The sequence below is a fragment of the Arsenophonus nasoniae DSM 15247 genome, assembly GCF_000429565.1.
GTDB lineage: Bacteria > Pseudomonadota > Gammaproteobacteria > Enterobacterales > Enterobacteriaceae > Arsenophonus > Arsenophonus nasoniae.
The window spans coordinates 21,886-37,866 of the sequence record NZ_AUCC01000030.1 but is presented as its reverse complement, the minus strand read 5'-3'; the positions used below and the strand labels follow the sequence as shown (position 1 = coordinate 37,866).

The window sequence follows — 15,981 nt, the reverse complement described above, 5'->3', positions numbered from 1 at the left end:
CTAAAAATAACAATAAAGCCGTTGTCACTATTCCATCAAATAAAAATGGCACACTGGCTTTAACTAATAATCCTACAGATATAACCGCACCTAAATTAGTAGTTAAGTCTCCTAGTACTCATGGATATATAGAATTAATCGCAGCTAATGGTAATACTTGGCGAATAGGTTCTAATAATAATGACCAACGTTCATATTTTGAAAAAGTTGGAAAATTTAATATTTATTTACCCGGAAAGGGCGGAACTATAGCTCTAACCTCTGATATTCCTAAAATGAGGGCAGATTCTAACGGATATTTTAAAAAATCATCACCAATCGTTAAAATTCATCCTGATGGTCGTTTTGAAACTAACGACGAATCAGAAGGCGTCAACGTACAACGAACAGAAGTTGATAAATATTTCATTTCCGGCGTCATGGGTTATAACGCAGACGGTGGATGGGGTATAAATAATGGGGTATCGGTGCCAAAAAATAGCAATGGTTTAGAGCTAATATATATCAAAGATAAAATCCTACCTGACGGCAATATTGAAATCCAAACCTTTCACCGACAGCACTCTCATTTGCCAGAAGAATTTCAGAATTTGAGAGTTAAAGAGATTATTGATGGAAAACCAACTTATTATATCGATGGTGAGCCGTGTGATATTCCGCCATCGACATGGCTAGATGTTAGGGTAGAGATGCCCGTTGATTCAATCTGGAATCAGCAACACGCGCAAAAAGAATAGCCCCACCATCATATTAGCAGCGTTGGAGGAAGTTGTTAACTATTAGTTGTTGGTTGCGGGTAAGTGGTTTTGTGTGAGATTGAGGTTTTGTACTTAGCGTTATGGCAAAGGTGGCGCGTAAAGGGTGAAAAATAAATTTGTACATGTATGTGTATATAAAAATAAAATAGATACATGAATTTTATTTAACTTATTGATTAAAATGTATTATCTGAAAAGATATTTATTAGTAATACAAATGAAAAAAACAAGATTTCAATAAATATCTGTTTATGTTTTAAGAATTCAGGTACGAACCAACGAATATCAAAGTGGGATTGTTTTTGGTTTATTTTAAGCCAATTGCCATTCCAACGTTGAAGAAAATCTTGTTTCTGCCAAATTTCTGGAGGTTTATTGCCAGCAGATTGTATTAATACTTGTTCATCATTATAACTGGCTAATATATATGGAACATTATCATAAATAATGGCAGGTAAAATCAGACGCGATAACTCTTTTTTATGGCAGCGTTTTTCTTTTATGATAATTTGATACATTTGTTGAATTTTTTTTGTGCAATCAACAAAATTATCATTTTGAGTTATTTCTTTATTATATTCATTAATATTTATTTTATTATTTAGTCTTATGATAATAGAAATTAATTCAAGCGTTTTTTTATTATTTTCATCCATAGTCAATAGCCATAAATTAAAATATAAAGCCATTTAAATATATTTAATATTAATAAAATGCTTTATTATATTACTTAGTTAGAAAGTTTATTCTATCGACTTATTTTTTTATGAAAAGTGTTAAAAAAGGATCTTACTGTTTTTAAGACTAGTTATATTTTTAAATTGAAATAAAGTTATTATCTGTTTCAAATTAGTTTATGAACAAGATAAAAAGAGCAATATTAGGGTATGCGATTTATTGTTTATCAGCTGGAATAGCCAGAAAGCGATGAATAGCTCGGATGACTGCTGCTGGATTTTCAGCATGTACCCAGTGACCGCTTCCTAAAATAATCTGGCCTTGAGCTTGCGGAAATTGAGTAATAATATCTTTGCGATAATTTTCGCTAATGTAATCAGAACGGCTGCCACTGATAAAGAGTGCAGGATGAGGCCAGGATGGAATCGTTTTCCAACCCATCAATTGGTTATATTCTTTTTTTAAAATAGGTAAATTAAATTTCCATTTGCCTTTATCAAATGATTTTAGTAAAAATTGAATTTCACTTTCTTCAGTTAACGTATTACGCATAATAACAGCAGCCTCCTGTCTGGAAGTTACGCCTGCTTGTGTTACTGCTTCTAAGGCAGAAAATATATTTTCATGACGATTAATTTGATAAGTGACTGGCGCAATATCAATAACCACAATTTTTTCTATTAATTGAGGCGCTATTGCCGTCATCGCCATGACAATTTTTCCGCCCATTGAGTGTCCAATAGCGATAATGCTTGTTTGCTTTAAATGAGTTAGCAGCGCTAAAACGTCTGTTGCCATTTCAGAATAGCGCATTGTTTCTGCCTGTGGCGAGCTACCATGATTGCGGATATCTAGTTGAATAACGGTGAAATGATTTTGTAAATTGCGAGCTAATACGCCTAAATTTTGCCAGTCACCAAACAAGCCATGGATGAGTACAATCGCAGCAGAAGAGATAGGCTTTTCTTGATGATGGATACGATAATTTAGCCAATTATTTAGCAACATAGTCATATTACATTTCATTAATCAATAGTTTGTATAATGACATGGATAGAGCGAGAAACCAATAATTATTAGCTTGGTCAGTATTAAAATTTAAGTTGATGTTGGTGAGTGAAAAGGGGAAGTGACACGAAAATATTTTGCTATTTATATGAATAATGTGATTAATCTCAGATATCAATAAAGATATTTTTGTTCTTAGTAAGCTAAAGTTATTAAGCTATTTCTATACAAATTGAGCATCAAGACGAAAACTTTTTTATGAATAGACTAAGTTAAGTAATTGAAATATTCATTGTTTTGTTTTTTAGGTTTATATCTTATAATTGGCAGATAATTTTAATTAAAACAGATTGAAATAACATGAAAACGATTGAAGTTGACGAAGAACTTTACCGCTATATCGCGAGTCATACCCAGCATATAGGTGAAAATGCATCGGTTATATTACGACGTCTGTTAGGGTTTGACGTTAGTCAGTCGCATATACCACTCTCGGTAACCGTAAGTAATATAGCGGCTGAAGTGAAAAAAAATAAATCAGTTTCTTCCTACGATGCAGCAAGTGTGATGCATGATTTATTGCTTTCTAACGATTATGCCACTAAAAGCAAAGCAATTGATCGCTTTATGCTTATTTTATCCACCCTATACAATTTAAACAAATCCGCTTTTGTGGCCGCAACAGAAGCAACCCATGGCAGAACGCGTATCTATTTTGCTAGCAATAAACAGACCTTATTAGCCAGTGGTAAGCAGACAAAACCTCGCCTAATACCTGATACGCCTTATTGGGTAATCACCAATACTAATACCAATCGTAAACGCAATATGATTGAACAAATTATGCAAGATATGAAGTTTCCTGTTGAATTGGTTGAGAAAGTGTGTGGTACGATTTAAACAAATATTATTGGTCACTTAGTGATTATGGCTATGTGTACCGCTGTCCCTTCGGAGAGAAATAAGTGGCATTGCATAAACGTGCTGGGCAATCTGCCCAACAAAGTGATTTAATTAATGTTGAACAATTGGTTGCACAATATTATTCGCTACAACCCCAAATTAAAAACCCGGCTCAAAGCGTTCAATTTGGTACATCAGGTCATCGTGGTAGTGCCTGTCGTAGTAGTTTTAATGAGCAACATATTTTAGCTATTACCCAAGCTATCGTAGAAGTTCGTCGATTAAATGGTATTACTGGCCCCTGTTTGGTAGGAAAAGATACTCATGCCTTATCTGCACCGGCTTTTATGACGGTTATTGAAGTCTTGATCGCGAATGGGGTTGATGTCATCGCGCAGCAAGACGACGGTTTTACACCAACACCGGCTATTTCTCACGCTATATTGGATTATAATCGCCAGCACGAAAAAAAAGCGGATGGTATTGTGATCACGCCTTCACATAATCCGCCAGAAGATGGTGGGATCAAATATAATCCGCCCCATGGTGGTCCAGCAGATGAACGGCTGACGGTTGAAATTGAGTGGCGAGCGAATCAATTCATTGCTAATCAATTAGCGGCTATCCAACGCATCAATTATCAAATTGCTATTAAAGATCCATACTACCAGCAACAAGATTTTGTTGAGCCTTATGTGGTTGCTTTGAGTGAAGTTATCGATATGGCTGCAATTAAAAAAGCCGGTTTAAAAATAGGTGTCGATCCATTAGGTGGTGCGGGAATAAATTATTGGAAACGTATTGCTGAATATTATCAACTGGATTTAGAGCTAGTTAATGAACAAATCGATCCAACATTTAGTTTTATGCCGTTAGATCACGATGGTGTGATCCGAATGGATTGTTCTTCGCCTTGGGCGATGAAAGGTTTATTGGATTTGCGCAATAAATTTGATTTAGCTTTTGCTAATGATCCTGATTATGATCGCCATGGAATTATAACGCCAGCGGGATTAATGAATCCAAATCATTATCTCGCTGTTGCTATCGATTATCTATTTCGTCATCGACCACAATGGCAAAAAGAGGTGGTGGTAGGCAAAACATTAGTTTCTAGTGCCATGATTGATCGTGTGGTAGCCGATTTAGGCCGTAAATTAATGGAAGTACCGGTTGGTTTCAAATGGTTTGTTGATGGGTTATATCAGGGTAAGTATGGCTTTGCGGGTGAAGAGAGTGCCGGTGCTGCTTTCCTACGATTTGATGGAACACCATGGACGACAGACAAAGATGGTATTATCCTCTGTTTGCTAGCCGCCGAAATAACCGCAGTGACCGGGAAAAATCCGCAGCAGTACTATCAAGAACTTGCTCATCGTTTTGGTGAACCTTGCTATAGTCGCATTCAAGCTAAAGCTAGCCATAAACAAAAACAGCGTTTAGCTAAACTGACCGCTGAAATGGTATCGGCAGATATGTTGGCGGGTGATCCGATTATTGCCCGATTAACCAAAGCGCCGGCTAATGGTGCGGCTATTGGTGGTTTAAAAGTCATAACGGATTATGGTTGGTTCACTGCGCGACCTTCAGGCACCGAAGAAGCTTATAAAATTTATTGTGAAAGTTTTCGTGGTAAGGAGCATCTTAAGTTGATTGAGCAGGAAGCTATTCAGATTGTTAATCAGGTTATTGCAGATTGAGTAGTTAATTATTTAGTAAAAATTATCTAATAGATTTATTTAGTTAAAAATTGATAACAACAATGATAATGCAATAATCGAGTGCATTATCTTCATCTGGATTAAGTGAGTTATCATTAAGGCATAAAACGATAGCCAATTCCTGTTTCAGTGAGTAGGTGTACTGGTTGAGTGGGATCGTCTTCCAACTTTTGCCTTAAATGTGCCATATAAATGCGTAAATAATGGTTATGTTCAATATAGTTAGGACCCCATATTTGTCGTAGCAGATGACGTTGAGTTAACACTTTGCCACTATTAGTGATAAATTCACTGAGTAAACGAAACTCAATTGGGGTAAGGTGGAGTTCTTGCTGATTTTTAGTTACTCGCCGATTAATTAAATCAACACTAATATCACCAAATCGAAATACGGGATCTGGCTGGCTTTTACGTGCATAGCGACGTAGAGCAACTCTGACTCTAGCCAACAGTTCACTAATACCAAATGGTTTGGTTAGATAATCATCGGCACCGGCATCAAGTGCCATAACTTTATCTGTTTCATCTGCCCGTGCCGACAGTACCAATACCGGAATATGGCTCCATTGGCGTAAGTCACGGATCAAATCGATACCGTCTCCATCAGGTAAGCCTAGATCGAGGATCAAGAGATCAGGTTTGCGGGTAGCGGATTCGATAAGTCCTCGTTGATAAGTTTCTGCTTCATAAACGCGAAAATTTTCACCTTCAAGTGCCAGTTTGACAAATCGTCTTATCTCTTTTTCATCTTCAACTATTAAAATATTGTGCTGAATCACTCTGTCTCAATGGCCTCTTCTATTGCAGGGACTTCTATTAAAGGTAAAACAAAGTGGAAAGTAGCTCCACTATTTTTATTATTTTCCGCCCAAATTTCGCCGTTGTGAAGTTTAATAATCGCCTGACAAATAGCCAGCCCTAGACCAACACCAGGAATGGACGATTCTTTTTTAGCTCGTGAAAATTTATCAAAAATAAGTTTTTCCTGTCCTTCCGGTATACCAATACCTTTATCCCAAATTTCAATATGGATATATTTACCTTGTGGGTAGGCATCAATACCGATCGGTGAATTTTCAGCAGAGTATTTAATCGCATTTTCCAGTAAATTAATAATTACACGTTCGAGTAAATTGGCATCACAATAAAGCAATAGCTCAGCTGGAACATTAATTTTAGTTGGATGGCTTTTTAAGGCATATTCGAGAGAACGCAAGGCACTGCCGATAATTTCTTGTAATGATTCCCAGGCAAGTGTTGGCACGATACCACCGGATTGGATCCGCGCCATATCAAGCAAATTATTGACTAATCTTGAGGTACTTAGGATTTGTTGACGAATTTGGTTGACCTTTTCAGTATGAGGTGAATGCTCCGCACTTAATTCCAGCATTAATATTTCTGTCTGGCCAAATATTACCGTTAGAGGAGTCCGTAAATCATGAGAAAGTGCTGCCAATAAAGAGTTTCTCAATTGTTCACGTTCAGCATCCAGTTTGGCCGATTCTGCCTGTCTAGCAAGTTGTAATCGTTCAAATGCATTGGCAATCAAACCAGTAAAAGTTTGTAGCAGTCGTTGCTGCTCTGGGATCAGTAATTGACGTAAATTTTGCGGTTCAATAGCTAAAATGGCTAAAGTTTCTTTTGAAGTTGCAATCGGTTGTAATTGGTAAGGCACGCTAGGTAGTGTATCCGTTCCGGCCCCAGCGGGTTGGTTTTTATCAAAACTCCATAAGGCAATAGCTTGATCAATTTGCACCTGACCATAGTCGGCTAACTTAAGCGGAACCAGTTGCTGCTGCTCGTTGGGTAGCAACAGGCTGACTTTTGCTTTAAAGGCATTGGAAAGGAAGTGATAACCGGTTTTTGCAATATCAATTTCATTCAGCGCTCGGCTTAGCTCTTTGGTCATTTCGTAAAGATGCCGCGTCCGTTGTTCACGGTAACGAGCGACTCTAGCTTGATAACGCACTCCCGCAGCGAGATTACCCACTAAAAGACCAACGACCAGCATAACAATAAAGGTTATCAAATATTGCATGTCAAAAACAACAAAGGAAAAGTGGGGTTGGACAATAAAAAGATCGAAACCGATAACATTAATAAATGCGGCAAAGATAGACGGATTTCGGCCATACAGCAGCGCGATAATAACCACCGCTAATACATAAACAGTAACAACATTAGCCTGATCGAAATTAAGCAAAAAGCGATTAGAAAATAGAGTGATGGTAATACATAACAGAGCGGCAAACAGGTAACCCTGAATATTTCCTCGCCATTTGTCATTTAACGGCCGGCGTTCGCTCTCTTTTTCCCAAGCGGTTTTTTCATCCAATGCAATAATAATGAGATCTAAATCCGGTCCTAGTTTGCCTAAGCGCTCAGCAAAATCAGGGCGTATTTTCCAGTTGAGCAGTTTCCAGGTGGTATTTTGCTTACGGCCGATGACGATTTTACCTAGGTTATGTTCCCGGGCGTAATCTAAAATGGCTTTTTCTTCATTGGCATCAGCTAAGGTTGAGGTTTCCGCGCCTAAATCTTGTGCTAGTTTTAATGCTTTTAAAATGGCACGTCTTTTCTCTTCGGCTAAAGTATGTAGTTTTGGGGTTTCAACATACACGGCATGCCAACTACAACCCAGTTTAGCGGCTAGCCTGGCCGCTGCTCTAACTAATTTTTCATTTCCTGTGTTGTGGCCAATGCATACTAATAAATTATCATGAGTGTGCCAAACTTGAGAATAACCTTGGGTATCGCGATACTCCCGCATTTGATTATCGACACGATCAACGGTACGTCTTAGAGATAACTCTCTTAGTGCAATTAAGTTGCCTTTGCGAAAGAAGTGTTCAATGGTTCGTTCGGCTTGCCCGGCAATATAGACCTTTCCTTCATTCAATCGTTGGCGCAGGTCGTCAGGCGGTAAATCGACTAAAACAATTTCACTGGCTTGGTCAAAAATATGATCAGGTACCGTTTCACGGACGCGAATACCGGTAATACTGCCGACAATATCGTTTAAACTCTCTAAATGTTGTACGTTAATGGTGGTTAAAACATCAATACCAGCATCTAATAATTCTTCCACGTCTTGCCAGCGTTTAGGATGACGACTGCCATGTGGATTACTAAAAGCTAATTCATCCATTAAAATAATAGCGGGGTGACGTGCTAAAGCACCGTCAATATCAAAAGTATTAATTTTACGTCCGTGGTAGCGGATCCGCTTTGCTGGTAGTTGTGGCAAACCTTCCAGTAACGCAGCGGTTTCTGATCGATTGTGCGTTTCAACCACACCGATGACAACATCGAGACCTTGAGAGCGAAGCCGTTGGGCTTCTTGTAGCATTGCATAGGTTTTTCCTACTCCAGCGTAGGCGCCGAAGAAGATCTTTAAGTTGCCGCGAATTTTTTCATTGGCAATACTCAATAAATCTTCCGGGGTAGGGCTTTTAGGTTCCTGGCTCTCCATCAATCAACCTTATTGTATTTTTGCATTCTCTGATTGTTCAAGTGCATCAAGGGCAATATTAAGTTTAAGCACATTAATAACAGGTTGACCTAAAAAACTTAAAAAGGGTCGCTCGGTGTTAGCTGCAATCAGGTGTCTAATTTTATGCAAAGCAAGCCGGCGTGCTTTAGCAACCCTGCCTGCTTGATAATAAGCTGCACTTGGTGAAATATGAGGATCTAATCCACTGGCTGACGCCGTTATCAGATCGACTGGAACGGCCACGTTGTTTTGATTATTGAACATTTTAATTTGTTCAGCACGGCTAGCAAACAGTTTGTGTAATGCGGGATTATTGACCGCCAGGTTACTGCCGCTGGAAGCTAATGCATTATATGGTGTATCAGTCGTCGTTGACGGACGGCCATGAAAATATTTAATCTCAGTAATCGATTGGCCAATTAGTGCCGAACCGACAGTCCGATTATTCTTTTCGATCAAGGATCCTTTAGCTTGATGATTAAAAAAAGCATTTGATAAACCAGTAATAAATAATGGGTAAACAATTCCGGTTATGATAGTTAGAAAAATATATAACACAAATGAAGAACGTAAAACATTCATATTCAATACCTTATCAGGACATAAACAGGCTAAGCAGTAGATCAATCAACTTGATACCAATAAATGGTATAACTAAACCACTTAATCCATAGATCCATAAATTACGGCGTAATAATGCGATGGCACTCATGGGATGGTAACTAACGCCTTTTAGTGCTAATGGGATCAGGCCAACAATAATTAGCGCATTAAAAATAACTGCTGACAGAATAGCTGAAGAGGGGGAGTGTAACTGCATAATATTTAATATATTAAGCTGAGGATAAGTAACCGAAAAAGCAGTAGGAATAATGGCAAAATATTTGGCAATATCATTGGCAATGCTAAAGGTTGAAAGAGCGCCTCTGGTCATCAACATCTGTTTACCAACGTGAACAACTTCAATAAGTTTAGTCGGATTTGAGTCAAGATCGACCATATTACCGGCTTCTTTTGCTGCCTGGGTGCCAGAATTCATGGCAACCGCAACATCGGCTTGCGCCAGTGCGGGTGCATCATTAGTGCCGTCACCTGTCATTGCAACTAAACTCCCATCTGCCTGATATTGGCGGATCAATGCCAGTTTAGCTTCAGGTGTTGCCTCGGCCAGAAAATCATCAACGCCGGCCTCAGCAGCAATGGCAGCGGCTGTCAAATGATTATCACCGGTGATCATCACGGTTTTAATTCCCATCCGGCGCATTTCAGCAAAGCGCTCTTTGATTCCTCCTTTTATAATGTCTTTTAAGGCGACCACACCAAGAATTTGTTGATTCTCAACAACAACTAATGGTGTTTCTCCTTTTCGGGCAACTTCTTCGACTAATTTTTCCGTTTCGGCTGGGAATCTGGCATGACTTGTTTCTAGGTAACGACGAATAGAATCGGCAGAGCCTTTTCTGATCACACGATCACCAACATTAACGCCACTCATCCGTGTCATGGCGGAAAAGGGAACAAATGTAGCATTTAATGCTTGTAGATCACGCTCGCGTAAATTAAACAATTGCTTAGCTAAGATAACAATACTACGCCCTTCTGGTGTTTCATCAGCCAGCGACGATAGTTGAGCCGCATCAGCCAGTTGTTGTTCTGTAACACCTTTAAGAGATAAGAATTTAGACGCCTGGCGATTACCGAGAGTGATAGTACCTGTTTTATCGAGTAATAAGACATCGACATCACCCGCTGCTTCTACGGCGCGTCCACTGGTTGCAATGACATTTGCGGCTAACATTCGACTCATACCGGCAACGCCAATTGAAGAGAGTAATCCACCGATGGTAGTCGGGATTAAACAAACTAATAACGCAATCAGTACTACAATAGAAATTGGACTACCGCTGCCGTTCACCTCAGTACTAAATAAACTAAAAGGATAAAGTGTTGAGCAGGTTAATAGAAAAATAATGGTTAATGCAGTTAGTAATATGATTAACGCAATTTCATTAGGTGTTTTGCGACGTTGGGCACCTTCTACCATAGAAATCATACGATCAAGGAAAGTTTCACCAGGATTGACGGTACATTGGATAATTAACCAATCTGACAGTATCCGCGTTCTGCCTGTTACCGAAGAAAAATCACCACCAGATTCCCTAATAACGGGGGCTGATTCACCGGTAATTGCACTCTCATCAACGGAAGCACCGCCTTCCAGCACTTCACCATCGCAAGGAATAATTTCGCCTGCTTCAACCAGTACGATATCGCCTTTTCTTATTTGGTCAGAGTTAATTTTTTCTTTTGCTGCTTGATAATCTGCACTGGCTAAACGAGTAGTAATACTTTGTTTTTTAACACCTTTAAGGCTAGCTGCTTGTGCTTTACTGCGCCCTTCAGCCAGTGCTTCGGCAAAATTAGCAAATAGCACGGTAAACCATAACCAAACGGTAATTATGCCGGTAAATAGCGTATTATTGTCAACTGATGGCGTAAATAATTGATAAAACCAAATTAATGTCGTTAATATACTACCGATATAAACGATAAACATAACTGGATTGCGCCACTGAATTTGCGGCGCACATTTTTTTATAGCATCAAATAATGCTTTTTGAATCAATTTCTTATCAAACAATAGGCTGGTTTTTTTGTTCATTTATAGTCCCTTATTGGGCAGAATGCCAAAGTTGTAAATGTTCAGCAATTGGCCCAAGCGCCAGGGCAGGCACAAAAGTGAGTGCACCAATAACGAAAACAGTCAGTATTAACAAGCCAATAAAGAGTGGGCCATGAGTAGGTAAAGTGGCAAAGCTTTCAGGCTGGCGTTTTTTGCCTACCATAATACCAGCAATAGCCATTACTGCGGTGATTAAGCCAAAACGACCGATAAACATAACAATACTCAGCGTAATATTATAGAACAGCTTATTGCTATTTAATCCGGCAAAAGCGCTACCATTATTATTCGCCGCTGAGGAAAAGGCATAAAGAACTTCACTGAAGCCGTGAGCGCCAGGATTTAAAATAGCACTACGTCCTGCTTCGGTAAAAAGCGCCAGTGCGGTACCAAGTAACGTTAAAGCGGGAGTGATTAAAATAGCAATAGCGGTTAATTTCATTTCCTGAATTTCAATTTTTTTCCCTAGATATTCCGGTGCTCGACCGATCATTAACCCCGCTAGGAAAACAGCTAGCATGACAAATAGTAGCATGCCATATAATCCAGAACCGACGCCGCCAAATACCACTTCGCCAAGTTGCATAAGCCACATTGGTATCATTCCCCCTAACGCAGTAAAAGAATCATGCATCGCGTTTACGGCGCCGCAAGAGGTTGCTGTCGTGATAACCGCATAGAGTGCCGAATTTAAAATCCCAAAGCGGGTTTCTTTGCCTTCCAGATTAATATTACTGTTGGCGCCTGAAAGCATCAGTTGTGGATTACCTTGCGTTTCTGAATAGATAACAATAGTGATAGCAATAATGAAAATAATTGCCATCGCCCAAATTAATGTTATGCCTTGCCGACTATCACCGACCACGCGACCAAAGGCAAAACAGAGTGCGGTAGGGATTAAAAGAATGGCAATCATTTGGCCAAAATTGGTTAATGCGGTGGGATTTTCGAAAGGATGCGCGGAATTTGTGGCAAAAAATCCGCCGCCATTCGTGCCTAATAATTTTATTGCTTCTTGCGAAGCAACGGGCCCCATTGGAATAATTTGGTTTTGATTTTGTAATGTTTCTACTACTAGATACGGCGAAAAATTTTGTAACACACCTTGGCTCACAAAAAATAAGGCAAAAATAATCGCTAGTGGAAGCAAAAGATAGAGTGTAATACGAGCAATATCTATCCAAGCATTACCTAGGGTTTTGACGCCTTGGCGTGCAAAGGCGCGGATCAGCGCGAAGGCTACCGCGATACCGGTCGCGGCAGATAAGAAATTCTGTACCGTTAAACCCGTCATTTGACTAAAATAACTTAAGGTGTTTTCGCCACTATAAGCTTGCCAGTTAGTATTGGTGATAAAACTAATCGCAGTATTAATTGCAAGATCCCAATCTAGATTGGCAAATTTTTGTGGATTGAGTGGTAAATTTTGTTGATTGATTAATAGTAGAAAGAGAAATATGCCACCAATAACATTGAACAGCAGCAGCGCGATAACGTATTGTCGCCAATTCATTTCATGTATTTCACCACCGGGTTTGCGTAACCGGCAACAACTCCATAAGCCGGATTCCATTTTGAAAACCCAAATCGGTAAATCACTTTCAATCAATAGAGCGATATAATTTCCTACAAATTTAGCGATTACAAGCAGGAGAATTAAAAAACTGGTAATTAATAATAAAGCACTACTTACCATTTAAAAATCCTCCGCATGAATAAGCGCATAAATCAAATAGAGAAATAATATTCCAATTAGAATGATCCCTGTGATAGTAAAAATGGACACAGTTTGTCTCCTCATGCTTTTGATGTATAGAGCTTAAGTTTTTCAATGCAAAGAATCTGATAAAAAGTCGGCACATAGTGTAAAAATAGTATAAAAATGCCAATATAATAGTTTGTAAGATATTACTGTTATCGTAAATTTTGTTATAATAAATAAACCATAGTTAATATATGGTTAATTATTTGTAATAAGAGTTGATTTTTTATTGATTAATAAGTAAATAAATTACGACATAAGTAAAAGTGCTGAAAAAAACAGCAAAAAGGTGGTCTGATGAATAGTAATAGTCGTTTTTATCAGATAAAATTTTCATTAATTACATAATATATCTCAATTGGTTATATCAATTGATAACTTTATAAGGAGGATCTTTATGTCCGAGTATCGTCAATACCCTTGGCATCAAGTTCTCTTGCGTCGTGTTGGTGTTGTATTATTAGGTATAGTGGCTTTTCCTGTCATGATTTTTCGTCGTGACCGTAGCCGCTTCTATAGTTACCTACATCGTATGTGGCTAAAGACTAGTGATAAACCTGTTTGGTTAGCCAGCGCTGAAGATACGCAATCGATGAAGTAATTAATTGATTAAAAAAATAAAACGTCCTATTACTTGTGGTGATAGGACGTTTTTGTTTTGACGCGCGGTGAAGTATATTTTTAAGTTTATTATTTAGTTAAATAAATCATTTTTACAAATGGGATGGGTAAGTAATGGATAATGTTGAATTAGAACAGCTAATCAATACGCACTTAAATATTAATGAATATCAAGATTATGCGCCCAATGGACTTCAGGTTGAAGGGCGCTCAGAGGTAAAAAAAATAGTAACCGGCGTGACAGCATCGCAAGCATTACTTGATGAAGCGGTAAAATTAGCAGCAGATGCAATTATTGTTCATCATGGTTATTTTTGGAAAAATGAAGCCGCCGTTATTCTTAATATGAAGCGTAAGCGATTAAAGACTTTGCTTTGTAATGATATTAACCTTTATGGCTATCATTTACCCCTTGATGCCCATCCCATTATGGGTAACAACGCGCAGTTGGCAAAGATCATGGAGGTTGAGATAGAGAGCTATATTACGCCCTTATTGCCAATAGGAAAGTTTGCGCAACCGATAACGCCTGATGATTTAATGACACGTTTAAATGAGCGGTTAGGGCGCCAACCACTGTACTGTGGTGATAATGGTCCAAAAAAGATCTACACTATTGCCTGGTGTACGGGGGGGGGACAGAATTTTATTCAACAGGCAGCTGAGGCTGGCGTTGATGCTTTTGTGACTGGGGAAGTTTCTGAGCAAACGATTCATATTGCTAGAGAAATGGGGATTCATTTTTATGCTGCAGGTCATCATGCAACGGAGCGATTCGGCATTAAAGTATTAGGTGAATGGCTGCAAAAAGAGTATGGTTTTGAGGTTACTTTTGTCGATATAGCCAATCCTGCCTGATTTTTGTCAAGAAGAATACTAAGCTAGCTAAAAAACGTTAAAAGTTAGTTTATCTCTAAACTGTGTCTTGTATTCTATGTGGTTGTTGATTATGCAAAATAAAATAGTCGGACACAGTCTATTTATTACAATAAAATTAACTATTTTTTGGTTAAATCGCTTTGAAAATCTCTTTGTTTATAGCCGGTATATAATTGGCGCGGACGAGCGATTTTTAACTCTTCATCATGCATTTCATTCCAGTGAGCAATCCAACCAATGGTACGCGCAATAGCAAAAATAACCGTAAACATGGTTGTTGGGATCCCTATCGCTTTTAAAATGATGCCAGAATAGAAATCCACATTGGGATAAAGTTTTTTCTCAATGAAATAGGGGTCATTGAGAGCGATATGTTCTAACTGTTTGGCAACTTCTAATATATTATCATTTAATTCAAGTTCTTTAAGTACTTCATCACAAGTCTGCTTCATAACAGTGGCTCGGGGATCATAATTTTTATAGACCCGATGGCCAAATCCCATCAAACGGAAAGGATCATCTTTGTCTTTTGCCCGTTTGATAAATTTAGGAATATTTTCGACAGTCTGAATCTCTTCTAGCATCCGTAAACAGGCTTCATTGGCGCCACCATGAGCCGGGCCCCAAAGAGAGGCAATTCCCGCAGCAATACAAGCAAATGGATTAGCGCCTGAAGAACCGGCTGTTCTTACCGTTAAAGTTGAGGCATTTTGTTCATGATCAGCATGTAGAATAAAAATGCGATCCATCGCTCGTTCGATGATTGGATTAACCGGATATTTTTCACAAGGTGTAGCAAACATCATATGAAGAAAATTTGCTGAATAAGAGAGGTCATTCTGCGGGTAAATAAAAGGTTGTCCAATAGAATATTTATAACACATAGCTGCAACTGTAGGCATTTTTGAGAGTAATCTAAATGCTGCTATTTCACGATGACGCGGATTATTAACATCCAATGAGTCATGATAGAAAGCTGCCAGCGCGCCAGTGACACCGCAAAGGATTGCCATTGGATGAGAATCGCGTCGAAAACCTTGCAAAAGCCGAGTAATTTGATCGTGGATCATGGTATGTTCGGTGACAATTTTTTTAAACTTGTCATAATCGTTTTGCGAAGGTTTTTCACCATAAAGTAGTATATAACAAACTTCTAAATAAGTAGAATTGGTAGCTAATTGATCAATAGGATATCCGCGGTGCAAAAGAATACCTTTATCTCCATCTATATAGGTAATTTTAGACTCGCAGGATGCGGTTGAGGTAAAGCCAGGATCGTAAGTAAAATAACCTTTAGAGCCTAATCCTCGGACATCAATTACATCAACCCCAAGCGTCGGTTTTAAAACTTCAAGCTCAATTTTTTCTGCATCTTTATCGACTAATTCTATAGTCTTTTTTTCTTTGTCTGCCATTACGGGTCTCCTTAGCGCTTAAACGCAATTTCCGACAACCATGAAAGCATGATAAAA

Annotated in this window: 14 protein-coding genes; 5 read left to right on the top strand and 9 right to left on the bottom strand. The window is 38.6% G+C overall.

Translation table 11 applies throughout. From position 1 onward, the window contains the following. On the top strand, positions 1-737 hold a 737-nt coding region (locus G468_RS24155; RefSeq protein WP_026822786.1), incomplete at its 5' end, for a phage tail fiber protein. A 197-nt stretch (positions 738-934) separates the two neighbouring features. On the opposite strand, the gene G468_RS0108580 is transcribed toward G468_RS24155, so the two are convergent. Both G468_RS0108580 and G468_RS0108575 read right to left on the bottom strand, forming a co-directional pair. Continuing rightward, entirely contained in the window at positions 935-1,414 is a 480-nt protein-coding gene (locus tag G468_RS0108580) for a cysteine peptidase family C39 domain-containing protein (protein WP_026822785.1), read from the bottom strand. A gap of 238 nt (positions 1,415-1,652) precedes the next feature. Beyond that, positions 1,653-2,444 (bottom strand): alpha/beta fold hydrolase, encoded by a 792-nt coding sequence (locus G468_RS0108575; protein ID WP_026822784.1) that lies wholly within the window; start codon positions 2,442-2,444, stop codon positions 1,653-1,655. 360 nt (positions 2,445-2,804) lie between these two features. Here G468_RS0108575 and seqA point away from each other — a divergent pair, with 360 nt between their 5' ends. Continuing rightward, positions 2,805-3,344, top strand: a complete 540-nt coding sequence (seqA, locus tag G468_RS0108570; protein WP_026822783.1) for a replication initiation negative regulator SeqA — start codon at positions 2,805-2,807, stop codon at positions 3,342-3,344. Positions 3,345-3,409: 65 nt separating this feature from the next. Then, positions 3,410-5,047: a phosphoglucomutase (alpha-D-glucose-1,6-bisphosphate-dependent) gene (gene pgm, locus G468_RS0108565; RefSeq protein WP_026822782.1), complete on the top strand. Its 1,638-nt coding sequence runs from the start codon at positions 3,410-3,412 to the stop codon at positions 5,045-5,047. 116 nt (positions 5,048-5,163) lie between these two features. Here pgm and kdpE read toward each other — a convergent pair whose 3' ends face one another. Genes kdpE through kdpF form a run of 6 tightly spaced genes read right to left on the bottom strand, consistent with a single transcriptional unit; the run spans position 5,164 to position 13,048 of the window. Further along, positions 5,164-5,847: a two-component system response regulator KdpE gene (kdpE, locus tag G468_RS0108560; protein WP_026822781.1), complete on the bottom strand. Its 684-nt coding sequence runs from the start codon at positions 5,845-5,847 to the stop codon at positions 5,164-5,166. Beyond that, positions 5,844-8,543, bottom strand: coding sequence for a two-component system sensor histidine kinase KdpD (gene kdpD, locus G468_RS0108555; protein ID WP_026822780.1), 2,700 nt, complete (start codon positions 8,541-8,543; stop codon positions 5,844-5,846). The genes kdpE and kdpD overlap by 4 nt, the downstream gene beginning before the upstream one ends. Before the next feature lie 9 nt (positions 8,544-8,552). After that, positions 8,553-9,146, bottom strand: coding sequence for a potassium-transporting ATPase subunit KdpC (gene kdpC, locus G468_RS0108550; RefSeq protein ID WP_026822779.1), 594 nt, complete (start codon positions 9,144-9,146; stop codon positions 8,553-8,555). A gap of 13 nt (positions 9,147-9,159) precedes the next feature. Then, a complete protein-coding gene (gene kdpB, locus G468_RS0108545; protein WP_026822778.1) occupies positions 9,160-11,226 on the bottom strand; it encodes a potassium-transporting ATPase subunit KdpB in 2,067 nt (688 codons plus the stop codon). 10 nt (positions 11,227-11,236) lie between these two features. Beyond that, the gene (kdpA, locus tag G468_RS0108540; protein ID WP_026822777.1) at positions 11,237-12,943 is read right to left on the bottom strand and encodes a potassium-transporting ATPase subunit KdpA; all 1,707 of its coding nucleotides are present in this window, start codon (positions 12,941-12,943) and stop codon (positions 11,237-11,239) included. Next, positions 12,944-13,048 (bottom strand): K(+)-transporting ATPase subunit F, encoded by a 105-nt coding sequence (kdpF, locus tag G468_RS25315; RefSeq protein WP_081700644.1) that lies wholly within the window; start codon positions 13,046-13,048, stop codon positions 12,944-12,946. Between the two features lie 358 nt (positions 13,049-13,406). Between kdpF and G468_RS0108535 the strand changes: the two genes are divergently transcribed. Next, positions 13,407-13,610: a YbfA family protein gene (locus tag G468_RS0108535; protein ID WP_026822776.1), complete on the top strand. Its 204-nt coding sequence runs from the start codon at positions 13,407-13,409 to the stop codon at positions 13,608-13,610. Positions 13,611-13,744: 134 nt separating this feature from the next. Then, positions 13,745-14,488: a type 2 GTP cyclohydrolase I gene (locus G468_RS0108530; RefSeq protein ID WP_026822775.1), complete on the top strand. Its 744-nt coding sequence runs from the start codon at positions 13,745-13,747 to the stop codon at positions 14,486-14,488. 140 nt (positions 14,489-14,628) lie between these two features. Here the strand turns inward: G468_RS0108530 and G468_RS0108525 are convergent, their stop codons facing one another. Further along, the gene (locus G468_RS0108525; RefSeq protein WP_026822774.1) at positions 14,629-15,924 is read right to left on the bottom strand and encodes a citrate synthase; all 1,296 of its coding nucleotides are present in this window, start codon (positions 15,922-15,924) and stop codon (positions 14,629-14,631) included. Positions 15,925-15,981 lie beyond the last annotated feature (57 nt).